Below are 23,790 nucleotides of genomic sequence, written 5' to 3' on the forward strand. Positions count from 1 at the left end.
CCCCCCCCCCCCCCCCCCCCCCCCCCCCCCCCCCCCCCCCCCCCCCCCCCCCCCCCCCCCCCCCCCCCCCCCCCACGATCCTTCCGTACCGCTTGCCGCGTCCGAGACCGCGCTCGACTTCGACGACGATCTCGACGCGCCGCGCGCGCCGCTGCGCTTCGGGCGGCTCGCGCTCTGGATGGCGTCGGCGAGCGCGCTCGGCATCGGCGTGCTCGGCACGGTCGCCTACAGCATGTGGTTCAACCACGACCAGCGCGTCTATACCGAAGCGATGGCGAGCGCGCGCCGCACGCTCGGCATCGACCAGCCGGTAATCGCCGCGGGCCCGCCTTCGCAAACGCTGTCGTCGGGCGTCGTGCAGGCACCGCCGCCCACCACGAGCCTCGTCGCGGCGCACGCGGACACCACGGCGCTCGCCGACAACCCGCCCGCCGACACATCCGGCACCACGAGCCTCGGGCCTGTCGCGATTGCGCCGATGACAACGGCCGCGACCGTCGCCGGCACATCGCAAGATGCGGCGTCGCAATCTCGAACGGCGGCCAGTCCGGCGTCGCAGACGGTCGCGGCAAATCGCCCGAATCGCGGCGCAAGCGGCCAGCCGGTACGCACGGCGCAGGCGAAGGAGGCCCGGCATCGAGCGTCGCGCGCCAAGGCCGAACCCGGACTCTTTGCCCGCGTGAACGCGTTCTTTCATCGAGTGAGCTATCGACGCAATGCCACATCCGGCCAGCGAGAGGAATATTCCCGTCCGTGAGAACGGCGCGACGCACGCGCTCGCGGCGCGCGCCGCACGCGTGCTCGGCGAGGCCCGCGCGCAGGCGGAGCGGCTGCGCATGCCCGGCCCGGCGCCGATGGCCGCCGCCGCGCTGCTGTGTCTTCTGATCGGCCTGCTGTTTCTCGCGTATCAGGTGCGCGGGATTTTCTCCGCGCAACTCGAGCAGGAATACGTCGGGCTCGTGCTCCAGGCCGTCGAGCGCGCGGACGCGGCGCGCGCTTCCGCAATCGCGCTGAAGGACGCTTCCGCCACCGACGCGCAGCATCGCGCCGCATACCGCGAGGCGCGCATCGAGTGGGCGGCGCGGCTCGCGAGCCTGCACGCGCTCATCGCGTCGAGTCCCACGCCCGCGCCCGCGTTGCCGCCCTCCGCGCTATCGGCGGCGGCGGACTTCAACGAGGCGAGCGCCGCGCTCGATTCCGCCGACGCCTACTGGCGCGATCAACGCGATCGCGCGAGCAGCGACGTGCGCGCGCGCATCGTGAGCGTCTCGCACACGTTGATTGCGTTATCGGCGGTCGTGTTCGGCGTGCTCATCACGGCGCTCGGCATGTATGCAAAACGCAATCGGCAGCTCGTCGGCATCTCCAGCGAATTCGAGCATGCGTCGCTGCACGACGCGATGACCGATCTGCCCAATCGCCGCAAGCTCTTCGCGGCGCTGGAGGAGTCGGCGGAAGCGCTCGCCGACGGTTCGCAAGCGAAGCGCATTGCCGTGCTGTATATCGACCTCGACGGTTTCAAGCGCGTCAACGACACACTCGGCCACCGCATCGGCGATGAATTCCTCATCGCGGTGTCGCGCCGTTTCCGGCAGACCGTGCGCAACAGCGATATCGTCGCGCGCATCGGCGGCGACGAATTCGCGGTGTTGGTCAGGGAGTTTTCGAGCGATCTGGAGCTGGCGGCCATTGCGCAACGCATCATCCACTGCGTCGCGGAGACGGACACGCGCATGGGCTTGTCGCTCGTGCGCGCGAGCATCGGCATCGCGAGCTTCCCGGATCGCGTGACCGATTACTGGCGGCTCGTCGCCGCCGCCGACGAAACCATGTACGCCGTCAAGCGCAACGGCAAGAACGGCTACGCGTTCGCGTCGGCGGCCGCTTAACTGCGCTTCTGCGGGTTGCTGTGCGAGTGGCTGCGTCAGTCACGCCGCTGCGCGCAAATCTTCTTCGCCGCCGAGCGCTTCGGTCAGCGCCGCGAAAAGGCGCGCGAGTTCGCCTGTCATCAGCAGGAAATCCGATTCGAAGCGCTCGTCGTCGTTCGCGGCGGTGGGATCGGCTGCTTCCTTGATGACGTCGAGCGGGCTCACGCGCTTGAGCGTGAGCGACGGCGTGAGCACGAACGACACGCGGTCGTCCCAGGTCATCGCAAGACGCATGCACTGCTTGCCGGCTTCGATATGGCGGCGCATGTCCTCCGCCTCCAGCGCGTGACCGACGTAGCGCACGGTCGCATTGCCCTCGCCCGCCGAACGCAGCTCGGTATCGCGATCGAGCGTGAAGCCCGCCGGCGCGTCGCCCGTCAGCAGCCATTCGGTCATCGCCGACACGGCCGAGCGCGCAACCCGCACGCTGGCGAGCGGCAAGTCCGTGACCGACTTCACCAGCAAGCCGATGATGTCGTCGGCGAGCGTGGCCGATGCCGCGTCGATGGCGAGCCAGCCGTGCACCGGATCGATCCACACGCGCGTATCGCGGCGAATGCTGAACGCGCGCGGCAGCAGTTCATTGGTCACCTGCTCCTTCAGTTCGCGCATCTGCTTGCGGCCCGGCTTGAAGCCCTGCTGCTCTTCGAGTTCCAGCGCGCGTTCCTTCGTGAACTGCGTGACCACCGATGCGGGCAAGAGCTTCTTCTCCGCGCGGTACGTGAGCAGCATCTGGCGATTGACGGTGTAGACGAGCGCATCGTCGCCGCGCGGCGAGACCCAGCCGCGCCGCTCGTTTTCGATGCTCGATGCATCGCTGAACGCAAGCGGCGCGAGCCACTGCTGCATCTGATCGGGCGTGACGGTCCAGTGAACGGGAAGACGGTGAAGCTGAAGATTCTTGAACCACATGGCGGCGCTTTCGATGTTGTTCGGAAAAGCGGGCCATTCTATACGACGCATGCGGCGTGACGCGAGACGCCGGCTTTATCGAGGCCATGCGGCGCATCCATCGGCAAAAACGGGACTACACTGAGGGCGCCCGATCGCACGCGTGCATCGGGCGAGGAGGTTGGAATGATCGATCTAGACGCGAACCGCACGTTCCGCGGGCTACCGCTCACGCCTGAGCAGGATGCTGAAGTCAGGCACTACATCAAAAAGAAGAAGCAGCGCGGCGAGCCGTGGAATACGCCCGAATTGCGCGCGATGCTGCGCGACATGCTGGAGCCGCCCGACGAAGAAAGCGCGATGGATGAAGTCGCGGACGACGACGCGCGCGCGGTGGCCGAACGCGCCTCGGCTTTCATCGACGATGCCATGGACCCGATCGAAAGCAGCGAGGAATGGCACGCGGCAATGGAAGCCGAAGCGATGAAAGGCGCGCGGCGTTGATGTGCATGCGTTCACCCAAGAAGCGCCGGCGTGAACCGGCGCCGTTTGCGTCCGCACGCTCGTTCAGTGCCTGCGATGCGTCCAGTCTCGCGGCGGATGCGTGTCCAGCCAGCGTGCTTTCGGCGGATGAATGTTCGGATGCTTGTGATGCATCACGAGAATCACGATGGCGCATAGCACCACGACGACTCCCACCATCAAGCTGATCATCGGCTCGGTCATCGCAACCTCCTTCGGACTCGAGGGGCAACGCTTTCATTGTAGGTGCTCGCGTCGCCGCGAGACACGCGAATCTCACGCGCCGATGCACACGGCGCCTGCCGCGATCACGCAACAGGCCAGCAGGCGTCGCGCGGTCAGTTGCTCGCCGAGGAAGATGCGCCCGATGAGCGCCGCGAACACGACGCTCGTTTCGCGCAGAGCGGAGACGGCACCCATCGCGCCGAACTGCATCGCCCAGATGACGATGCCGTATGCGGCCACCGACACGAGCCCGCCTGTCACGTTTTGCGCGACGGCGGCAGCGGGCGCGCGCAACGCATGCCGCCCTCGCAGCGCGATGAAAAGCGGCAGCATCAGCAGATAGAACGCGAACATCCACGCCGTATAGGAGAGCGCGTGCCCCGAAGCCCGCACGCCGATGCCGTCGATCACGGTATAGACGGCAATGGTCGCGCCCGTGACGAACGCGGCCAACGCGCCCTTTCCTGACAGATTGCCGCGCTGCAACGCGAGCCACACAATGCCCGCCGATACCAGCACGATGCCCACCACGGGGAGCGCGCCCGGATGCTCGCGCGCGAAGAATGCCGCGCCGAGTGCGACGAGCATCGGCGAAGAACCGCGCGCGATGGGATACGTCGCGCCGAGGTCGCCGCCCTGATAGGCACGCACGAGCGCCATGTTGTAGCCGATATGCACGAGCCCCGACGCCACGATGCACGGCCATGCGCCGCTCGCGGGCAGCGGCAGAAAAGGAATGGCCACCACGGACACGATGCCGATGCAAAGGCTCATCCACGTCATGGAGAGGAAGCGGTCCGCGTTGCCGTGCAGCATCGCGTTCCAGGTCGCGTGTAAAAGTGCGGCGAAGAGCACGCAGCCGCCTACGTAGCTGAACATCCGTCGAACCGTCCTCTTTGAGAAGTCCCCAGTCTAAGCCACCCGTGATTGCGGCGCGACAGCTTTGTATTGCGCAATCCCTTATATGCGAGCCGCCGCATGCGCTGCAACCATGTCCTATAGTGCAGAGGACCGCATGAGGGAGACACGACATGGCGACATGGAAACCCGACCCGAGCTTCTACCCTTCCCCGCGTCTCGCTGCGAAGGCGCCCCGCGAAACGCTTGCCTACGTCGCGACGTTCGATCCCGAGCGCAAGAGCCCGGACAAGCTCGCCGTCGTTGATGTGGACCCGGATTCATCGAGCTATGCGCAGATCGTCGGCGAACTGACGATGCCCGACGCCGGCGACGAACTGCATCACTTCGGCTGGAACGCGTGCTCGTCGTGTCTGTGCCCGAACGCGCCGCATCCGCATATGGAGCGGCGTTATCTCGTCGTGCCGGGACTGCGTTCGTCGCGGATTCATATCGTCGATACGAAGCCTGACCCGAAGAACCCGGTCATCGTCAAGACGATCGAGCCTGAAGAGCTGGCCGAAAAAACCGGCTATACGCGTCCACACACGGTGCATTGCGGACCGGGCGGCATCTATGTCACCGCGCTCGGCAACGCCGAAGGCAAGGCGCCCGGCGGCGTGCTGCTGCTCGATCAACAGAGCTTCGATCCGCTGGGCCGCTGGGAAGTGGATCGCGGACCGCAGCAACTGGCCTACGACGGCTGGTGGCATCTCGGCTATGACACGATGGTGACGAGCGAATGGGGCACGCCCGACACCTTCGAAGAGGGCCTCGTGCCCGAACTGCTGCTCGGCGCGAAGTACGGGCGCAAGCTGCATTTCTGGGACTTCACGAAGCGAAAGCATGTTCAGGAAATCGATTTCGGCGACGAGTACCAACTCGTCTTCGAACTGCGCCCCGCCCACGATCCGACCAAGGCGTATGGCTTCGTCAATTGCGTCATCAGCCTGAAGGACCTCTCTTCGTCGATCTGGACGTGGTATCGCGACAAGGACAAATGGGCCGTGAAGAAAGTGATCGACATTCCGGCCGAGCCCGCCGATGCCTCGGTGCTGCCCCCGCTCTTGCAGGGCTTCGGCGCGGTGCCGCCGCTCGTGTCCGATATCGATCTCTCGATGGATGACCGTTTCCTCTACGTGTCATGCTGGGGCACGGGCGACATGCTGCAATACGATGTCTCGGACCCCTTCGCGCCGAAACTCACGGGCAAGGTCCGCATTGGCGGCGTGGTCGCGCGCGCGACGCATGCGGGCGCGAAGAACGGTTCGCTCAACGGCGGGCCGCAGATGGTCGAAGTCAGCCGCGACGGACGACGCGTGTACTTCACCAACTCGCTCTACGGCGCAGTGGATGCGCAGTTCTATCCCGAAGGCATCGACGGATGGATGGTCAAGCTCGACGCCGATCCGAACGGCGGCCTTTCCATCGACGAGAAGTTCTTCATCGACTGGCCGAAGGGACATCGCCCGCATCAAATCCGCCTGCAAGGCGGCGATTGTTCTTCGGACTCCTATTGTTATCCGTGAGTCATCCATGATGCTCGCGCAAGACGCCTTCTCATGAATGCCGCTCCGCCCTCGCTCTGGCTCACGGCGGCGGGCCTCGGCGCGTTTCATGGCGTGAATCCCGCGATGGGCTGGCTGTTCGCGCTGGCACTCGGTCTCTATGCGCATAGCAGGCGCGTGGTGCTGGTGTCGCTCGTACCGATTGCGCTCGGACATGCGGCGTCGGTGGCGCTGGTGCTCGCGGGCGTGCTGACGCTCGGCTCGGTGGTCGGCCATGAGACGCTTGTGCGCGGCTGCGGCGTGTGTCTGATCGGCTGGGGCGTATGGCGTGCGTGGCGCGGACATCGCGGACGGCCGACGGTGGGCATGCGGACCGGCCTCGCGGGTCTCGCGCTATGGTCATTCGTGATGTCCAGCGCGCACGGCGCGGGCTTGATGCTGGTGCCCGCCCTGCTGCCGCTGTGCGGGGGCGCGGGTGCAAGCGCGGGCGCGGCGGGCGCGTCATCGGCAGCCGCGTTCGAGGCCGGCGCGCTCGCGCTGTCGGTGCATACGGTGGCGATGCTCGCTGTGATCGCGGTCATCGCGCTGGCCGCCATGTCGCTGCATGAGCGCACCGGCCTCGCGTTCCTGCGCACGGGCTGGGTCAACCTCGATTGGCTCTGGAGTGTGGCGCTCATCGCATGCGGCATCTGGCTCTGGGTGTAGCGTGGATGCCGCTTTTCGTTGCGCACCGCGATGGCGGGCGGCGGCAGAAGTTCGGCGTCTAACGCCTACCGCCGCCGATTGCACCGGGCCGCGGGTCCCGGCAATATCGCCGGAAACGACAAATAAAAACGCTTTGCTGCGCCGAAATACGGACCCGGCCGGTCCGATAAAAGTCATAACAACGGGGACTCTGTCATGCGCGAAATCTCGTACGAAGAACAAACCGTCAACTCGATCAATCCGCTCGCGCGCTTCGCCCATCGCACGCGCATGACCATGGCGACCGAACTCGTCACCGGTCTATGCCCCGCACGCGGAACCGTGGTGGACTTCGGCGCGGGACCGGGCCTTTTCCTGCATACGCTCGGCGAGTCGCGGCGTGACATCACGCTGATCGGCCATGACAAGTTCATGGCGCCCGCCTTCGCCGAAGTGAAGTATGCGGAGTCGCTGGACACGGTTGCATCGCGTAGCGTGGACGTGCTGACGGCTTTCGAGGTCTGCGAGCATCTTTATGCCCGCGAAGTGGACGCGCTGCTCGATGACGCTGCGCGAATCCTGAAGCCGGACGGCGCGCTCGTCATTTCAGTACCGATCATGTACGGACTCGCGATCGCGCCGAAAGTGTCGAACTGGATGATCCGCAGCCGCACGCTGAAGTCGGAATACACGCCCGCGGAATTGCTTAAGGCGATGATCGGCATGCGCGTAAGCCGGCCGCCGAACCCGCGCACGACGCACAAGGGCTTCGATTTTCGCGAACTTCGCAAGCTCGTGAGCGAGCGCTTCGTTGTCGATGCAGTGCATACCAGTCCGGTGCCGCACGCGCCGTGGTGGATCAGTTCGCAGTACTTCATGATTTGCAGGACGCGTGGGCGCGAATGAGGGTTGCTGGTCGCGTTCGTTCGGGCCGCCGACCGGGCTCTTGAGGAAGGTGTACGTCGGTCGTGGATGGGAGTCACTCACATTAAGCGTAGTACCTAAAGATGCGATGGCAGGCGTTGCCGCGCGCGTTCCGGAGGTTCGAGTTGGCGGGGAACACCCGTCGAGGACCTTCTGTGCGCGCCTGCCCATTCCTGCTGACGGCTCTTTCAGTAAGCCACGCATGCAAGCGCACGTCGCTGCTTCTGGTAACGCTTGCGTCCGATGCGCGAGAACGGGCGGCGGCATCCTGCGTGCAAGACGCTGCATGCAAAATGCCTGGCGTGCGGGCGGGCGGGGTTAAGGTTTGCGGGCAACGCGCGTCGCGAAGCTTGTCGGCTCGCGCCCGCTTTCCTGTTCCCGGCGGCTTCGAGGAAGCGACGCTTCGAGCCGCGCGTCGCGGCGCTGAAGGCGAGCGTCAGCGCATGCGGACAGGCTGCGGCTGGCATTCTGCATGCATCACGCCGCATGCAAAATGCCGCGCGTCAGTTGGCCGGAATCGTAACGACCGGCGCCTTGGCCGTATCCGTCACCTCGCCGAGCGCCATCAGGTTCTGCACCACGGTGAATGCGTACTTCGAATCGAAGTCGGCGCGGTCTATCCAGTAGTTCGACTTGTCGTAGAGCACGCTCACGTAGGCGTCCGGCGGCGCTTTCTCGCCGACCTTCACGACGATCGTCGGACGCGTTTCGCCGCCGATCAGCCCGATCGTCGGCTTCGTCGCCCCGCTGCCCACCTGCGAATCAGGCACCGGAATCTGCGCGCCGAGATCCGTGAGAATGCCGAGCACCGAGCGCGTGACCATCGGAATGCGATCATGATCCGCCGACTGTCCGTACACGATCTCGTAGGTCTTCATCTTCGGCGAAAGATGCAGGAGCCTGCGCACGAGCGCGAGGTCGTCGGTGGTCTGCTTGTTCGCGCCGCTGCGCGTCGCGCCGAGCGTCATGAAAATGCGCGGCTGATGATCCTGGTCGCGCGTTTCCACATTGAGTTCGCCGGCAAGTTGCAAACGGCGCAGCGCCTGAAGCAACAGGAAGAAATCCGGCGCGCCCGACGCGTTGGGACCGCCGAGCGCATTGCCGTTCTGCAGGCCCGCGATGGACTGCGCGGTGATGCGCAGCAACAAGTCGACCGGAATGCCGCTTTCCGCGAGCGGCAACACGAGCGTCGGCGACAGCGGGCGAATGTACGCGCTGGCGTACGCGTCGCCGGTGGTCGGAGTGAAGGTGAACGTCGGGTGATTCGAATACGAGACGCTGCCCGACGCTTGTGCGTAATTCGGCTGCGCGCCGGAACCTGCATTCAAAATTGCGCCGCCCGTTGCATCGAACGTATAGGCGGCGATGATGCTGCTCACCGTGAGAAACGACGGCGCATCGGCGAACCGCAGTCCGACGATGGCCGCGAGAATTTCGCGCTTCTGCGCGTCGCCGAGCGCGCGGGCGTAATCCACCTGGTCGGCCTTGAGCCGTGTGGGGCCGATGCCCGAACAGCCCGCCGCGAGGAAGGTCGCGCTGAGCAGAGCGATGGATAGGGCTTTCGTTGATTTCTGGGTCGGTGTCGTCCGGTTCATATGGCCTTGAGTGAGGTCAGCGAGAAGGATCGTCGGCGCAGTGGCCGCGGAGCCTCGGGGCCGAAAGCAATTCTCATACCATTTTCAACGTTGGACGCGCACGCACAGCTTTGCCGCCCGTTGCGTCGGGCGAAGCAACGGGACTAGCTAGCCACGCAACTACTTTCTAGGACGCGTCTTTGGGTGCGTCGCGGCGCTCGGGCGGCGTTGCCTGTCCACGCCCATGCGATATGTGCCGACTCGCCTCCGCATGTTGAGCGACGAGTGCATCGAGACGGTCCTGCGCGAAACGCGGGCCATCGTCGCGTGCATGCGCCGTTTCGCTCGCGAGCATGGCGCCCGCGATCAGGGCGACAGCCTTTAGGCGTTTGGTATTCATGATTTACCTCCGCAGGAAGACGGGATGCGTGAGTCGATGCTCGATCGCGAGCCTCTCCCGTATCCGCCAAAATACAGCGTCGCCGCGCCGTCTGCATGTTGCATGCAAAGGCGGCCTTGCGGGCGGCGCGGCCATCTCCTATCTGTTAGCTGAAAGGCTACGTTCAGGAGACGCCCGCCATGAGACTCGCCATTTTCTTCGACGGCACCTGGAACGAGCCGAACGACCGCACCAACGCCTACCTGCTTTACAAGCTCGCGCCCGAGACGGACGATCAGGAGACGCTGTACGTGCCGGGCGTCGGCACGCAGGGCAACGGCCTATTCGCGCTGGCGAACAAGTTTCTCGGCGGCGCGTTCGGTGACGGCCTCTCCGCGAACATCAAAAGCGGCTACGCGTGGCTGTGCCAGCGGTACAAGCCCGATGCATCGATCTATATCTTCGGCTTCTCGCGCGGCGCCTACTCCGCGCGCAGTCTGGCCGGCCTCATCCGCAAATGCGGTCTATCGAACGACTGGAGCGATGAATCCATCGATCAGGCGTACGGCATCTATCGCGATCAGGGCGTAGGGCCATCCGACGACTCGGTGCAGGCGTACCGGAAGCAGTTCGCGCGCGAGGTGGACGTCGCGTTCATCGGCGTGTGGGATACCGTCGGCGAATTGGGTATTCCGATCGGCGGGCTGCCGGTGCCGGGCTTTTCCAGCTACTACAACTTCCACGACACCACGCTCGCCAACACCACGCGCGCGGCGTACCACGCGATAGCGGCGAACGAGTTCCGTTCGCTCTACAAGCCTACGCTCTGGACGAAGGGCACCGAGGACCGCGGGGCGTTGCCGCTCGAACAGCGATGGTTCGCGGGCGCCCACGCCAACGTGGGCGGCGGCTATCTGAGCCCGCCGCGCGATCCCGCCGACCTGCTGCCGCTGATTCCGGCGGAATGGCTACGGCAGAAGGGGCAATTGCACGGCCTTACGTTCGATAAGCCGATCGAGATTCCGAAGGAGGCGTACTGCTGCGAACCGATCGACTCGTATTCAGAATTCACGAAGATGAATCCCTTGCTCGAAGACGTCTGCAAGAAAGAGCCGCGCGTCGCCGGATCCGCGCTCAACGAGACGGTGGACCGCAGCCTTGCAAACCGGCTCGGCGCACCCGGCTTTTTGGATGCGTTCCCTGCCCTGCGTGACCAGTTGCGCGCGCTCCCGGTCGGAACATAAGAAACAGACCCATCTGCCTACAGAATTCATAAGATGGGGTTGCCCTAAAGGAAGTCCGCTACAAGGAGCCGCGCGTCGGCGGACGCGCTCAAGAGCCGGTCGGCCTTGGCCTTGCGAACTAGCTCCGACCGTCCGGTATTCTGTATGCGCTTTCGACACTGGTCGGAACACCGAGCGCTCTTTTAGAAGAGCTGCGGCGGCGTTCTATCCACCATATCGCGCGGCAGCGGTTCTTCCAGTTCGAACTCGACGCTAGGGAAATCCTGCAAGCGGCCGGCCACCTCGGCTTCGCCTTCGCTCGTGAAAAGGCCGTCGAGATAATCGAACGTCAGCTTGTCGACCAGCGCCTTCAGCGCAAGCTCGGGGCTGCGCTTCGGTTCGACCGCGATGTCGTCCACGTCCAGGCGCGCGCAGTATTCGCCGCCCTTCGATTCCATCGCGCCGATGTCGATCACCTTGCCATCGATGTTCTGCGCCAGCACGCGCTGCTCCACGGCGAACAGGCGAAAAGGCCGCTCGAGTCCGACCGGGTCGCCCGAGCCCGACGTCGAGCCGGTCTGGTCTTTTGCATTCGAATTCGTTTGCGCTGTCATCGCTGCTTCTCCTCGGATGCTTAAGGTCGTTCTCTGGAAGCAAGCCATGCGCCCGACGCGCGCCGTCCCACGCGAAGTGGCGCAACGTCGCGCAACGTTTCCATTGCGGACCGCGTCGTCCTAAAGTGCTGTAGTCACCCGATGCAACACGCGAAATACGACTCGCGGAACGCAAGTCGCAGGACGAACCCAAAGGAGCAGCCAGTGGACGGAACCATGAGCGCGAAAGTGGCAGTCATCACGGGAGCGGGCCGCGGGCTCGGGCGCAGCGCGGCACTCAAGCTCGCGCAACAGGGCGTGGGCATCATCGGTACGTGGCACAGCGACGCGGCCGCGGCCGAAGCCGTGGCCGGCGAGATCGAAGAATTCGGCTGCAAGTGCGCGATGCTGGAGCTCGACGTCTCCCGCAGCGAAACCTTCGGCGCCTTCGCGGATGAAGTATGCAAGGCGCTCGAACAATCGTTCGAACGCACGAACTTCGATTTCCTCGTGAACAACGCGGGAATCGGCATACACGCGGCTTTCGCCGACACGACGCCCGAGCAGTTCGACCAGCTCGTGAACATACACCTGAAGGGGCCCTTCTTTCTGACGCAGGCGCTGCTACCGTTTCTGCACGAGGAAGGCAGCATCGTGAACGTATCGAGCGGACTGACGCGCTTCGCGCTGCCGGGCTACGCGGCGTATGCGGCGATGAAAGGCGGCGTCGAAGTGCTGACGCGTTATCTCGCGAAGGAGTTGGGACCGCACGGCATCACGGTCAATGTCATCGCCCCCGGCGCGATCGAAACGGATTTCGGCGGCGGCGTCGTGCGCGACGATCAGGGAGTGAACGAATTCGTAGCGCAGAACACGGCGCTCGGTCGCGTGGGCCTGCCGGACGACATAGGCGGCGCCATCGCCGCCATGCTCTCAGACGGCAACCGCTGGATGACGGCGCAGCGCGTCGAGGTGTCGGGCGGGATGTTCATCTGACGGAAAGCGTTCGTGCGATTTCGCGGCGAAAAAAAACCGGACGCCGAGGCGTCCGGTTTGCTGTGAAGCAGGTGCGGCTTAGAAGCGGTGGATGATGCCCACGCCTGCTGCAAACATGCTGCGCGACGCCGACGGAGCCGTGTTGAAGCCGTCGCCGATGGTCGCGTTCGCGGCCGTCTGTGCATTTACCGCGCCGGTCGGCGAGAACGTCGGCTGTGCGAGCGTACGACCGTTGGCGCGCTGGAACGCTTCCAGTGCGTACAGGCCGGTGCGCTTCGACAGCGAGTAGTACTGGGACAGGTTGAACTGGTGGTAGGACGCGGCATCCGAAATGCCGTTCGCCTTGCTGGCCCACGTGTAGCTGTAGCCTGCCGCGAAGTCCCATGCCGACGTCGCCTTCCAGTGCAGCACCGTGCCGGCCGTATTGAAGACGGCTTCGTCGGTGAACTTCGAGTTGATGCCCGGAATGTACTGAACGTTGGTGTACGTCGCGGTGATGTCCCACGCGCTGTTGAACGTGTAGCCAAGGCCCACCGCGAAGCGGTTCTGGGCTTGCGCGCCCTGGTAGCCGTTGGTCACGGCCGACACGCCCGACTGACCTGCGGTGTTAGTCGTCGATGCATCGCCGTAAACGCCGCCGCCGACGGTTGAGTTGTTGATGCGCGTGAAGGCCACCGTGCCGCCGATCGGGCCTTGCTGATACTGGATCGCGGCCGACCACGTCGAACCCTGATACACGCTGTCGGGCACGCCTGCGAACGAGTACGACCCGCTGACCGTGAAGCCATACAGCTTCGGAGACGTGTACACGACCGAGTTGTTCGCGCGGTAGATCGTATCGAGTTCGTCCAGATCGCCCGGGTGCGCGCCGAAATAGCCGGTCAGCCAGTTGGTCGGGCTATACGGCGACATCAGCGTGTAGTAGGACGTGTACTGGCGACCCACGGTCAGCGTACCGAAGTTCGCATTCGTGAGACCGACCCATGCCTGGCGGCCGAACATCGCGTTGGCGTATTGCTGCGCGCCGTTGTTGATGTTGAAGCCCGACTCCAACTGGAAAATGGCCTTGTTGCCGCCGCCGAGGTCTTCCGCGCCCTTCAGGCCGAAGCGGCTGCCCGCCCAGATGCCCGAGGCGAGCTTGACGTTAGAACGGCCGGGCTGGGTCTTCGCCAGATTCGTCTGGCTGTTCTGATAGACGATCGAATCGTCGACGATACCGTACAGCGTCACGCTGCTTTGCGCGAACGCCGGCGCAGCGGCTGCGAACGCGGTCGCTGCGATGACAGCGGCCTTAGTCAGTTTCAAGCCCTTCATTTTTTCTCCTCTTGCTTTGTGCGGTATGAGCGGATTCTTCGTCGTCGACGCCGAAACCGGCGCGCTATCGCGCCGCGAGCGCAACTTTTATCGCTGGCAAGTGTATGGCTTGCGGATGGAATTCGAAAGAATCGCGCGTACTGGTGTCTTTTTTTTTCACCGTGTGGTTAACCAGTATTTGCTAGCGCGCAAATATTTGGCAACCGGGCACGAAAGTGACAGAAAACCAACGCATGACCGGCGCTGATGCGCCGGCCGGCAAGCCGCGCGGCGGGTTGCCGGGCGGTTAACGGGCTCGGCACTCGCCAAGAAGAAAGAGAAACAATGGACAAGCGCGACAGCGAGTCGCAAGCAAATGTACACGGGCGAGCAGCCCGCTCCCGTGCGCTCCGGCCGTAAAGCGCGACGCAAGAACCCTACTGCTCGATCTTCGCGCGCAGTTCGCGAGCGGTCTCCAGCAGCCCTTCATAGCCCGAGCGGGCGTGCGAAGGCAGATCCGGGTCGCCGACGAGCGTGCCGAGCGTCTCGATCAGGCTGTACAAGATGCCCTTCGCCGCGCCTGCGGCCATTCGTCCGGCGGCGACGGATTCACCGACGTGCGTGATGGCCGCATCGAAATGCTCGACATTCGGATGCGCTTCGTCGACGTTCGGGGAAAGCGGGCGCGGATCGGTCGGGTCGTCGTTCATGATGGTCTGCCTTCGTAGCTGTGCACGCTTCCTGTATAACGCCGCCGCGCGACGGCCGCAATCCGGGCACGCCGCGCCGCAGTGTCGCGCTCACGGTGCGGGCACTTCCTGCACGGGCACGATGCGATGCACGCGCCGGCCGTCGCCCGGATGCGCGCCGGCTGCACCGTGCGGCACACCGTGCTCCATCAAAAGCGCGCGCAGTTCGTTGATGACCGGAAAGACTTCGTGATTGTGGTCCGCGCCCTGCCGGTCGTGCGCTTCCTGCTCGCGCTCGACGATCCACCGGTCTTCCTTGAAAATGCGCTCGGTGAACCACACGAGCAGCGGCCATGCGACGTCGAGCAGGCTGGAAATCTTCGGGCGGCGAATCGACAACAGGCCGAAGGTGCGGTTGGTGCGCTGCTCGGCGTCGAGCGGCACGTAGGCGATCCATAGGTCCATCACCATGGTGTCGTCTTTCGTGCGGATTTTGAGCGTCTGGTACGGGTAGTCCGTGCGGATCGTCATGACGTCCTTCTGCGACGCGTCCGGCTTCTCGCCGCGCTTCTGCCCGAACACGAGCGCCTCGCCGATCGGCTGCTTGCCCGCTTCGCGCGCGAAGGTGTAGTCCACTTCGATCCAGTCCTCGCCCCGGCGACGCCCGAGCGAGCGCGCCCGCATGCTCCCCATCTGCCGGCGATGCAAAAACTGATGGTTCATGTCCATCAGGTTCTCGTGCATGAACGTGTAATGGCACTTCACTTCGCGGCCGAAGCGACGCGTCTTGTAGGCCTTGTCGGTCGCGCTCACGAGCGAAGGAAACTTCACGGCGGCGGCACGCTGCGGGTCGCCCGTGAAGACGAAGACGAGCCCCGCTTCCTCGCGGCACGGATACGCGCGCACGCCGTTGGGCAGACGCTCGCGGCCGAGATAGGGAATGTCGGTGCAGCGGCCGGTGCAGTCGTAGGTCCAGCCGTGATAGCAGCAGCGAATGGACTCGCCGTCGACCACGCCCGCGGAGAGCGGCACTTGCCGATGCGCGCAGCGGTCTTCGAGCGCGAACACATGGCCCGAGTCCGTGCGCACGAGCACGATCGGGTCGCCGGCAAAGCGGACCGCGTGCGCGCGGCCGCGCTTCACTTCGCCGGACCACGCGAGCGGATACCAGTGATCGGGGTGAATGTCGGTGCGGCGCAAGTCGCGCGGGCTTCCCGGCGTATCGGTCAGAGCGCCATCCTCATCGCCTTGCGGCAACGCTGCGTGCATGTAGAACGCCTCCGGTAGAGGGAGATCGGGGTTACGCGCCGTCGGAGCGGCGCAAAAAACGACACGACGAACGACCTCCGCAGTCTACACGGCGACGCGCATTTCGGCGCAAGCGAAAAGCCGCACGCGGCGGCGCTTACGGCTTCGCGTCTTTCACGAATACGAGACTGAAGTTGTTCGCCGGCATCGGAACGGCTTCGGCGAGCGTGAATCCCGCGTCGTGCGCGAGCGCCTCGACCGCTTCCATGTCGCGCACGCCCCAGCGCGGATCGGTGGCGCGCAGCTGGACATCGAATGCTTCGTTGCTCGGCGCGGTGTGCGCCCCGTTGCGCCGATACGGCCCATACAGGTACAGTACGCCGCCCGCAGCGAGCCGCTCGGCCGCGCCGCGAAAGAGCGCCTCGGCCGCTTGCCATGGCGCGATATGGATCATGTTGATGCAAACGATCGCCGCCACGTCGCCGATGCCCCAGTCGCTCTCGGTCACGTCGATGGCAAGCGGCGCGGCGAGGTTGGAGAGGCCCGCATGTGTGCGCCACGCGGCGATGGAATCGCGGGCGGCGGCGTCGGGATCGCTCGGTTGCCAGACGATGTTCGGCAGCGCGGCCGCGCAATGCACCGCATGCTGGCCGGTGCCGCTCGCGATTTCGAGAACCGTGCCGCCTGGCGGCAGCACGCGTGCGAGCACCGTTAGAATCGCATCGCGATTGCGTTCGGCGGCGGGCGCGCGGCGGCGCACGCTGGCTTGAGTATTGGATGGGGCTTGCATCGAGTGTGAGCGCGCAGGTGGCCAGGGGTTGCACATGGCTGCAAATGGTTGCGTCGAGACTAAGGGCGCGCGCGCCGCGGCGTCAAGTCGTCGCGAACGGCGAAAGACTTGGCGCAAAACCTGCTGCCCGGGCTCTCCATCGACCGTCGCCGCAGGCACGCACTCAGGCGCGGAGCATCATCAACCTGTGTATGCTCCCGATGAATCAGCGCAAGTCCACGCGCATCATCGAACGCGTTACGACGAAACGGCGCGCCGCAGAGCGCCCGACACGGAGCCGAACATGCAGCAGGACAGCAATCAGAACCCGGAACGACGGGAGCGCGAAGGCCCCGACGAAGAGACCATCGCGTTTGCGAACGAAGTCTTCAACGCTGCGCGCCGGGGCGATGCCGCCCTGCTCGAGGTTTGGCTTCAGAAGGGCTTGCCGCCGAACCTGCGCAACGACAAGGGCGACAGCCTCGTGATGCTCGCGAGCTATCACGGCCACGCCGATGCCGTGCGCGTGCTGCTCGAACACAAGGCCGATCCCGACATGCGCAACGACAACGGCCAGACGCCGATTGCCGGCGCCGCGTTCAAGGGCTTCAAGGACGTCGCGCAGACGCTGCTCGATCACGGCGCGGACGTCGAAGGCGCATCGCCCGATGGCCGTACCGCGCTGATGATCGCGGCCATGTTCAACCGCGTCGAAATTCTGGATCTGCTGATCGCTCGCGGCGCGAATCCGGACGCCCGCGATCAGGGCGGCTTGTCCGCGCGGGAAGCCGCCGCGAGAATGGGCGCGTCCGATACGGCGGCGCGCCTCGCCAAGAACGCGGACGGTGCGGACGACCCGGCGGCGCGCGGCGCATGAGCGCATCGAAGGAACAAGGACGCGAGCGCGCAGCGCGTTCATCGATACCAACAACAACTGGAAGGCGGCCCGGACACATGGAGCGTTTGTGATGGCAGGCGGTATCTCGCATCGGGGCGATGCGTCGTCGGTCGGCGCGGCCGCCTTTGCGCCGGCTCTTTCGATCGGGCGCGCGGCGGCGCGGCTGTTTGCCCTGGTATGCGCCCTCGTCCAACGCATGCGCGCGCTGCGGCTATCCTCGGTGCTTGTCGTGCTCGCCGCGTGCAGCCTGTCGGCCTGCGGGGTCTTTCAGCAGCAGACGCCCGCGCCCATCGTCGAGCATTCGTACATTCCGGGGCCGAGCGAGACCGAAACCAACGAGCCGGAAGAACCGGCGCCGGTCGTCACCGTGCCGGAGCCCGCGTCCGCCGTGAAGCCGGCGCCCGCGCCCAAGCCGAAGCGCCGCGTGGTGAAACCGAAGCCGCCGGAGCCGGTCGTGACGCCGCCGCCCGAGCCGCCCGAGCCGCCGCCGCCGCCGCAGATCATCTCGACGCGCCTCATGCAGCACGACCAGCTTCACGGCCTGCTCGATGCCGAAGTTCAGCGTCCCGATGGCAAGGTGGTCGGCCGCGCGGTCGATCTGTACGTCGATCCGTCGGCGAAACCCAGGTTGCTGATGGTCAACCTGTCGGGCTTCATGGGCATCGGCGATCGCAAGGTCAATTTCCCGTGGACGGCGTTTCGCTTTACGCCGAATTCGAAGACCGCGCCGATCACCTTCCTGCCACCGCCGCCGCCCGCAAAGGGCAAGCCGGCGGCGGACCCGGTGCCGAAGCCGCAGCCCGTCAGCGAGGCGCCGTCGAACTTCATGCAACTCGTCGATTCGACGGTGACGCAGAAAAACGGCGCGCGCATCGGCCGCGTGGTCGACGTGCTCGTCGATTCGCAGGCGCAACCGCAGGCGCTCGTCGTCGATCTGTCGAGCTCGCTCGCCGCGGAAAAGCGCCACGTCGCGGTGAACTGGGGCGATCTACAAGTAGTCTCGCGCAACAAGCAACTCGCGCTGCAGATGGATTTCAACGACGCGCAACTGAAAGCCGCGCCCACCTACGCGCCCGAGCAGCCGATCAAGATCGTGTCACCGGTCGTTCCCGCGCCGGCTTCGTCGGCGGCGGCGAGCGGCGCGGCGAGCGGAGCAGGCTCGGCCAGCTCCGGCGGCACGACCGCCTCGGGCGCGGTCGCGGCGCAAACGCCCTCGTCCGGCGCGCGCCCGGCCCGATAACGGAACACCACATGGATAACCGATTCACGACATGGTAATTGCACGCAGTCTGCGCGCGCTCGACTGGCTGAACTTCTTTGTCGCCAACGTGCAGACCGGCTTCGGCCCGTTCATCGCTTCGTACCTTGCGGCCAACAAGTGGACGCAGGGCGAGATCGGCCTGATGCTGTCCGTCGGCACGATCAGCGCGATGGCGAGCCAGCTTCCCGCGGGCGCGCTCGTCGACGCCATGCGCAACAAGAAGTTCGCGGCCCTTTCGGCGATCGTCGCGATCATCGCGAGCGCGCTCTTGCTCGCCGCGAGTCCGACGTTCGTCCCCGTGTTCGCGGCGGAAGTGCTGCACGGCTTCGCGAGCTGCATGCTCGTCCCGGCGATGGCCGCGATCTCGCTCGCGCTCGTCTCGCGCGCCGATCTCGGCGACCGGCTCGGGCGCAATGCGCGCTGGGCGTCCATCGGCAGCGCGCTCACGGCGGCGCTGATGGGCGCGTTCGGCGAGTATCTGTCGCTGCGCTCGGTGTTCTTCCTGACGGCGGCGCTCGCGCTGCCCGCCATTTTCGCGCTGCGCATGATTCATTACGATCCGCTGCCCGCCGTGCCGCGCACGCCCGGCAAGCCGAAGCTCACGCCGGAGGGCGAGGAGCGCGAATCGCTGCGCGAACTGCTGAAAGACAAGCGCCTGCTGATCTTCGCCGCGTGCGTCGTGCTGTTTCACCTTTCGAACGCGGCGATGCTCAATCTCGCCGCCGGCGAGGTGACGGCGCACATGGGCGACAACGTTCAACTCGTGATTGCAGCGTGCATCATCGTGCCGCAGTTCATCGTGGCAGCCCTTTCGCCCTGGGTCGGACGGCAGGCGCAGAAGTGGGGACGCCGTCCGGTGTTGATTCTCGGCTTTTGTGCGTTGCCGGTGCGCGCGCTACTGTTTGCGGGCGTCAGCAGTCCGTATCTGCTCGTGCCGGTGCAGATGCTCGACGGCATCAGCGCGGCCGTATTCGGCGTGATGCTGCCGCTCATTGCCGCCGATGTCGCTGGCGGACGCGGCCACTACAACCTGACGATCGGCTTCTTCGGCCTCGCGGCGGGCGTCGGCGCAACGCTTTCGACGGCGGCGGCCGGTTTCGCCGCCGACCGCTTCGGCACGGCGATGAGCTTCTTCGGGCTGGCGGCGGCGGGCGCGATCGCGGTCGCGCTCGTCTGGCTCGCGATGCCGGAAACGCGGGGGGCGGAAGTCGCGGCGAAGAACGTGCAGAAGCCGCCGGTTGAGGCTTGAGCTGTGGGTCGCACGTACTTCGCGACAGGGTGCGGTCTTCGTTGTTCGGCGCGTTGGCATTCAGAATGCAAGAGACGCGCGACGCGGACGTTGCGCCGGAACTGGAATGGCAGTGAGCGCGGAATCTTGGGCGGGTTCGGAACGTTGATGAACAGCGGCACGGGTTCACGCCGTCCCATCAGTGTGCATCGCGCATTGCAGCGCGGTTCATGCAGTGTCGGGCATTCTTAATGCCGTCGCGCTGTGGGTGTTTGACGCGACGGGCGCGATTGTGTCGGCGGGTCTGGGTCGCACAACAACGGCTATATCAGCTCGCTGACCTTCGATTTCCATTTGCATTAAGTGCAAGGCAGTAGTGCATGGCGCGTTGGCATTCATAATGCCGTCGCCCCGTACGCAAAAAACCCGGCGCGCGTGGTTGCGCCAGCGGCCTGAGATGGCCCGACAAAGCTAACGTCAATTCGCGCAGCAACGGTCGAACTTGCATGGCGCGCCCCGCGTCGCGCCCCGGCATTCATAATGCCGCCGCGCCTTGCATGAAACGCTGCGCCGCGCTCACCGCAGCGGCTTCAAATCGCCCAACAAAGTCGGCACCAGTTCGCTCACCGTCGGGTGAATGTGCATCGCGCGTTGCAGCGTGGTGTACGGTGCGTCCGCATTCATGATGTCGACGAACGTATGAATCACTTCGTCCCCTTCGATGCCGAAAATCGCCGCGCCGAGAATGCGCTTCGTCTTCGCATCGACGAGCGCTTTCATGAAGCCGTCCGTCTCGCCGCGTTCCCGCGCCCGGCCGACGCGCGACATCGGCATTGTCGCGATGAGCGCGTCGCGGCCGTCCCGTCTCACCTCTTCCTCGCTCATGCCGACGCGAGCGAACGGTGGATCGACGAACACCGCGTACGTCATGATGCGCGTATCGACGCTGCGCGATTCGCCATCGAGCAGATTCGCCGCGACGATCTCATAGTCGTTCCACGACGTATGCGTGAAAGCGCCGCGCCCGTTCACGTCGCCGATTGCCCAGACGCCATCCACTTTCGTGCGCAGCTGGCCGTCCACGTCGATCAGGCCGTGCCGGTTCACGTCGATGCCGGCCTTGTCGAGTCCGAGATCGTCGGTATTCGGCGTGCGTCCCGTCGCGAAGAGAAGATGCGACGCGTCGATGGATTCGTCGCGCAGCGAAATGCGCACACCCTCGTTCGTTCGTTCGACGCGCTGCGGCTCTGCGCCGAAGCGAAACTCGATGCCTTCGCGCACGAGCACGTCCTGTATCGCGCGAGCGATATCGGCGTCCTCGCGCGTCAGGATGCGCTCGCCGCGCACGAGCAGCGTGACGCGGCTGCCGAAGCGCCGGAACATCTGCCCGAACTCAAGCGCGATATAGCTTGCGCCGACGATCACGAGATGCTCGGGCACTTGCGTCAGTTCGAGAACGTTCGAATTGGTGAGATAGGGCACGCTGTCGAGCCCGTCGATGGCCGGCACCGCGGCGCGCGTGCCGGTGTTGATGAAGATCATGCCGGCGTCGATAAGGTGTGTTTCGCCGCCGCTGCCTTCGATAGAGAGCGCATGCTGACCGGTGAAGCGTGCGTGTCCTTTGAATACCGTCACATTCGGCGTTTCATGGAGCCATTGCTCGATGCCGTTGCGCGACGCGCCGATCACTTCGTCCTTGCGCGCCTTCACGCGCGCCATGTCGACCGTAATGGGCCCGCCGATATCCACGCCGTATTTCGCCGCCGTGCGCGCAACGTGCGCCGCGCGCGCGCTCGCAACGTAGGTTTTGGTCGGCGTGCAGCCGAAGTTCACGCAGGTCCCACCGAAAAGATGCCGCTCGACGACGGCGGTGCGCTTGCCGCTTTGCGCGAGTCGCACGGCGAGGGGCGAGCCGCCCTGCCCTGTGCCGATGACGACTGCATCGAAATGCTGTGACATGCTGGAGCCTCCCTGACCGTTGTGCGCAACGCAAAGACGAAGACGACGACGAAGACGAAGATTAGCCGATGGCGATGCCCGGCCATCTTACGCCGAACGCCGCATACGGGCATGCTCCGTGCTCGCCCCACCCCATTGGCCTTTCGCCCGGCTCGAACCGACTCACCGCTTCAAGGCTTTCATGACCGAGACGATCTGGTTTCTCGTCGTCGGCGGCGTGCTCATTCTCATGGCGCTCGCCAGTTCGACATTCAAACGCCTTCCGATCAGCACCGCCATGTGCTATCTGGCCATCGGCTTCCTGCTCGGGCCGGGCGTCGCGAACCTGCTGCATGTCCGGCTCGACGGCGACACGGCCGTCCTGCGCCTCATCACCGAAGTCGGCATGCTGGTGTCGCTGTTCGCCATCGGCCTGCGCCTGCGCGTGCCGCCCACCGACCGCCGCTGGCTGCTGCCGCTGCGTCTGGGCTTCGTCGCAATGGTGCTGACCATTGGCGTGCTCACGCTGCTATGCACGTATGGGCTCGGCATGTCGTGGGGCGCGTCGTTGCTGCTGTCCGCGATGCTCGCGCCGACCGATCCCGTCCTCGCGCACGACGTCCAGGTCGAAGCCCCCGGCGACACCGATCTGCTGCGCTTCTCGCTGACCGCCGAAGGCGGCCTGAACGACGGCATCGCGCTACCGTTCGCGCTGCTCGGCATTGCGGTGTGCCGCTTCGAAGCATCGCCGCACGATGCGTTGCAATGGAGCTTCGTCCTGCGGGCCGTATGGGGCACGCTCGCAGCGATTGGGAGCGGCTGGCTGCTCGGCGAACTGACGGTGCGCGTCGTGGGCTACTTGCGCACGCGTCACGGCGAAGCGCTGGGCTCGGAAGGCTTTTATGCGCTTGGTTTGATCGCGCTGTCGTACGGCGTCGCCGAGTTGCTGCATTCGTATTCGTTCCTCGCCGTGTTCGCGGCAGGACTTGCGATGCGGCGCGTCGAGCATCGCGAAAGCGGCGACAAGGGCGCGCGGGAAGCCGTCGGCACCGTGGATGTCGGGGACATCAGCGCGACCGCAGCCGATCCCGATCGCGCGTACGCGTTCATGGCCGAGCGCGTGCACGGCTTCACGATCGAGCTCGAACGCATCGCCGAAGTGGCGATCATGCTGCTCGTCGGCTCCGTGCTCGCGACGATCTGGCGCGATGTGTTCACGTGGCGCGCGGTCATCATCATCGGCGGGCTTTTTCTCGTGATACGGCCGTTGGCGGTGCAGGCGTCGCTCGTCGGCTCGTGCGCGTCGCGCGGGCAGCGACTATTGATGAGCTGGTTCGGCATCCGCGGAGTCGGCTCGTTCTACTATCTGCTCTATGCGATCGAGCACGCGCCCAAACAGGTCGCCGCCCCGCTCACGCCGATCATCATCGCGGCGATCACGGCGTCGGTCATCGTGCATGGTGTGACATCGACGCCGCTGATGAACCGCTATCAGCGCGCGCATGAAGACGATTGAATACAAGATACGATCTCATGAAGCACTTGCTTTTCTTTTGCGGTCACGCCGGAACCGGCAAGACGACGCTCGCCAAACGCCTGTTCGCGCCGCTCATGCATGAAACGGGCGAGCCGTTCTGTCTGCTCGACAAAGACACGCTCTACGGCGCGTACAGCGCGGCGGCCATCGGCGCGCTGACGGGCGACCCGCACGACCGCGACAGCCCGCTTTTCATCAAGCATCTGCGCGACCCGGAATATCGAAGCCTCGTCGATACGGCCGCGGAAAATCTGGCGCTCGGCGTGAGTGTGGTCGTGGTCGCGCCACTATCGCGCGAAGTGCGCGAGCGGCGGCTGTTCGATCGCGCATGGCTCGGCATCGACGACGATGTGACGATTCGCGTGGTGTGGGTGCATGTCGGAGAGGACGTCGCGCGGGAGCGCATCGCCGCGCGTGCGGAACCGAATGATGCATACAAACTCGCGCACTGGGAGGACTACCGCCAGCGCCTTTTCTTTCCCGACGACGCGCTCGCCGCCGATCTGCTGATGTTCGACAACACGGCCTCGACTGCGGAGGATGAGGCGCGTCTGCTGGCGCGCCTCGTCGCTCACACATGACTGA

25 protein-coding genes are annotated in these 23,790 nt (G+C 65.3%); 14 read left to right on the plus strand and 11 right to left on the minus strand.

Translation table 11 applies throughout. The features are described from left to right. A partial coding sequence (locus NCR37_RS06960) for a hypothetical protein (protein WP_250472359.1) occupies positions 1–757 on the plus strand: 757 nt, incomplete at its 5' end. Positions 758–836: 79 nt separating this feature from the next. Further along, positions 837–1,889 carry a GGDEF domain-containing protein gene (locus NCR37_RS06965; protein ID WP_250472418.1) on the plus strand — a complete coding sequence of 351 codons (1,053 nt, stop codon included), beginning with the start codon at positions 837–839 and terminating at the stop codon, positions 1,887–1,889. Between the two features lie 39 nt (positions 1,890–1,928). On the opposite strand, the gene NCR37_RS06970 is transcribed toward NCR37_RS06965, so the two are convergent. Then, positions 1,929–2,840 (minus strand): recombination-associated protein RdgC, encoded by a 912-nt coding sequence (locus NCR37_RS06970; protein WP_250472360.1) that lies wholly within the window; start codon positions 2,838–2,840, stop codon positions 1,929–1,931. Positions 2,841–3,005: 165 nt separating this feature from the next. Between NCR37_RS06970 and NCR37_RS06975 the strand changes: the two genes are divergently transcribed. After that, positions 3,006–3,323: a hypothetical protein gene (locus NCR37_RS06975; RefSeq protein ID WP_250472361.1), complete on the plus strand. Its 318-nt coding sequence runs from the start codon at positions 3,006–3,008 to the stop codon at positions 3,321–3,323. Between the two features lie 63 nt (positions 3,324–3,386). Here NCR37_RS06975 and NCR37_RS06980 read toward each other — a convergent pair whose 3' ends face one another. Beyond that, positions 3,387–3,545 (minus strand): hypothetical protein, encoded by a 159-nt coding sequence (locus tag NCR37_RS06980; protein WP_175940360.1) that lies wholly within the window; start codon positions 3,543–3,545, stop codon positions 3,387–3,389. 72 nt (positions 3,546–3,617) lie between these two features. Further along, positions 3,618–4,445: an EamA family transporter gene (locus NCR37_RS06985; RefSeq protein ID WP_250472362.1), complete on the minus strand. Its 828-nt coding sequence runs from the start codon at positions 4,443–4,445 to the stop codon at positions 3,618–3,620. Positions 4,446–4,597: 152 nt separating this feature from the next. Here NCR37_RS06985 and NCR37_RS06990 point away from each other — a divergent pair, with 152 nt between their 5' ends. From NCR37_RS06990 to NCR37_RS07000, 3 genes are all read left to right on the plus strand, one after another. Continuing rightward, a complete protein-coding gene (locus tag NCR37_RS06990; RefSeq protein WP_250472363.1) occupies positions 4,598–5,992 on the plus strand; it encodes a selenium-binding family protein in 1,395 nt (464 codons plus the stop codon). Positions 5,993–6,025: 33 nt separating this feature from the next. Further along, positions 6,026–6,676, plus strand: coding sequence for a hypothetical protein (locus NCR37_RS06995; protein WP_250472364.1), 651 nt, complete (start codon positions 6,026–6,028; stop codon positions 6,674–6,676). 195 nt (positions 6,677–6,871) lie between these two features. Continuing rightward, a complete protein-coding gene (locus NCR37_RS07000; protein ID WP_250472365.1) occupies positions 6,872–7,561 on the plus strand; it encodes a class I SAM-dependent methyltransferase in 690 nt (229 codons plus the stop codon). A 521-nt stretch (positions 7,562–8,082) separates the two neighbouring features. Here NCR37_RS07000 and NCR37_RS07005 read toward each other — a convergent pair. Together NCR37_RS07005 and NCR37_RS07010 are read right to left on the minus strand one after the other, a co-directional pair. Further along, positions 8,083–9,174: a hypothetical protein gene (locus NCR37_RS07005; protein ID WP_250472366.1), complete on the minus strand. Its 1,092-nt coding sequence runs from the start codon at positions 9,172–9,174 to the stop codon at positions 8,083–8,085. A 166-nt stretch (positions 9,175–9,340) separates the two neighbouring features. Beyond that, a complete protein-coding gene (locus NCR37_RS07010) occupies positions 9,341–9,553 on the minus strand; it encodes a hypothetical protein (protein ID WP_250472367.1) in 213 nt (70 codons plus the stop codon). 179 nt (positions 9,554–9,732) lie between these two features. On the opposite strand from NCR37_RS07010, the gene NCR37_RS07015 reads away from it, so the two are divergent. Continuing rightward, complete coding sequence (locus NCR37_RS07015) at positions 9,733–10,776, plus strand: T6SS phospholipase effector Tle1-like catalytic domain-containing protein (RefSeq protein ID WP_250472368.1); 1,044 nt, start codon at positions 9,733–9,735, stop codon at positions 10,774–10,776. A 182-nt stretch (positions 10,777–10,958) separates the two neighbouring features. Here the strand turns inward: NCR37_RS07015 and NCR37_RS07020 are convergent, their stop codons facing one another. Next, positions 10,959–11,369 carry a hypothetical protein gene (locus NCR37_RS07020; RefSeq protein WP_250472369.1) on the minus strand — a complete coding sequence of 137 codons (411 nt, stop codon included), beginning with the start codon at positions 11,367–11,369 and terminating at the stop codon, positions 10,959–10,961. A 216-nt stretch (positions 11,370–11,585) separates the two neighbouring features. Between NCR37_RS07020 and NCR37_RS07025 the strand changes: the two genes are divergently transcribed. Next, positions 11,586–12,344, plus strand: a complete 759-nt coding sequence (locus NCR37_RS07025) for an SDR family NAD(P)-dependent oxidoreductase (RefSeq protein ID WP_250472419.1) — start codon at positions 11,586–11,588, stop codon at positions 12,342–12,344. A gap of 78 nt (positions 12,345–12,422) precedes the next feature. Here the strand turns inward: NCR37_RS07025 and NCR37_RS07030 are convergent, their stop codons facing one another. Further along, entirely contained in the window at positions 12,423–13,658 is a 1,236-nt protein-coding gene (locus NCR37_RS07030) for a porin (protein WP_250472370.1), read from the minus strand. Positions 13,659–13,683: 25 nt separating this feature from the next. Here NCR37_RS07030 and NCR37_RS07035 point away from each other — a divergent pair, with 25 nt between their 5' ends. Next, a complete protein-coding gene (locus NCR37_RS07035; RefSeq protein ID WP_250472371.1) occupies positions 13,684–13,905 on the plus strand; it encodes a hypothetical protein in 222 nt (73 codons plus the stop codon). A 169-nt stretch (positions 13,906–14,074) separates the two neighbouring features. Here the strand turns inward: NCR37_RS07035 and NCR37_RS07040 are convergent, their stop codons facing one another. The 3 genes from NCR37_RS07040 to NCR37_RS07050 all read right to left on the minus strand — a co-directional run bounded on the left by NCR37_RS07040 (position 14,075) and on the right by NCR37_RS07050 (position 16,364). Further along, positions 14,075–14,347, minus strand: a complete 273-nt coding sequence (locus NCR37_RS07040; protein ID WP_250472372.1) for a hypothetical protein — start codon at positions 14,345–14,347, stop codon at positions 14,075–14,077. A gap of 90 nt (positions 14,348–14,437) precedes the next feature. Continuing rightward, on the minus strand, positions 14,438–15,595 hold the full coding sequence (locus tag NCR37_RS07045; protein ID WP_250472373.1) for a Rieske 2Fe-2S domain-containing protein: 1,158 nt from the start codon (positions 15,593–15,595) through the stop codon (positions 14,438–14,440). A gap of 136 nt (positions 15,596–15,731) precedes the next feature. Further along, positions 15,732–16,364, minus strand: coding sequence for a DUF938 domain-containing protein (locus tag NCR37_RS07050; protein WP_250472374.1), 633 nt, complete (start codon positions 16,362–16,364; stop codon positions 15,732–15,734). Between the two features lie 283 nt (positions 16,365–16,647). Between NCR37_RS07050 and NCR37_RS07055 the strand changes: the two genes are divergently transcribed. The 3 genes from NCR37_RS07055 to NCR37_RS07065 all read left to right on the plus strand — a co-directional run bounded on the left by NCR37_RS07055 (position 16,648) and on the right by NCR37_RS07065 (position 19,751). Further along, positions 16,648–17,220 carry an ankyrin repeat domain-containing protein gene (locus tag NCR37_RS07055; protein WP_250472375.1) on the plus strand — a complete coding sequence of 191 codons (573 nt, stop codon included), beginning with the start codon at positions 16,648–16,650 and terminating at the stop codon, positions 17,218–17,220. A 91-nt stretch (positions 17,221–17,311) separates the two neighbouring features. Further along, complete coding sequence (locus tag NCR37_RS07060; RefSeq protein ID WP_250472376.1) at positions 17,312–18,481, plus strand: PRC-barrel domain-containing protein; 1,170 nt, start codon at positions 17,312–17,314, stop codon at positions 18,479–18,481. 31 nt (positions 18,482–18,512) lie between these two features. Then, positions 18,513–19,751 (plus strand): MFS transporter, encoded by a 1,239-nt coding sequence (locus NCR37_RS07065; protein WP_250472377.1) that lies wholly within the window; start codon positions 18,513–18,515, stop codon positions 19,749–19,751. A 555-nt stretch (positions 19,752–20,306) separates the two neighbouring features. Here NCR37_RS07065 and NCR37_RS07070 read toward each other — a convergent pair. Beyond that, positions 20,307–21,689, minus strand: coding sequence for an FAD-containing oxidoreductase (locus NCR37_RS07070; protein ID WP_250472378.1), 1,383 nt, complete (start codon positions 21,687–21,689; stop codon positions 20,307–20,309). A 181-nt stretch (positions 21,690–21,870) separates the two neighbouring features. Between NCR37_RS07070 and NCR37_RS07075 the strand changes: the two genes are divergently transcribed. Beyond that, positions 21,871–23,184 (plus strand): cation:proton antiporter, encoded by a 1,314-nt coding sequence (locus NCR37_RS07075; RefSeq protein ID WP_250472379.1) that lies wholly within the window; start codon positions 21,871–21,873, stop codon positions 23,182–23,184. A gap of 17 nt (positions 23,185–23,201) precedes the next feature. Further along, positions 23,202–23,786, plus strand: coding sequence for a P-loop nucleotide/nucleoside kinase family protein (locus NCR37_RS07080; RefSeq protein WP_250472380.1), 585 nt, complete (start codon positions 23,202–23,204; stop codon positions 23,784–23,786). Positions 23,787–23,790: the final 4 nt, after the last annotated feature.

Origin of the sequence: Caballeronia sp. GAFFF1 (assembly GCF_023630705.1) — a bacterium.
GTDB lineage: Bacteria > Pseudomonadota > Gammaproteobacteria > Burkholderiales > Burkholderiaceae > Caballeronia.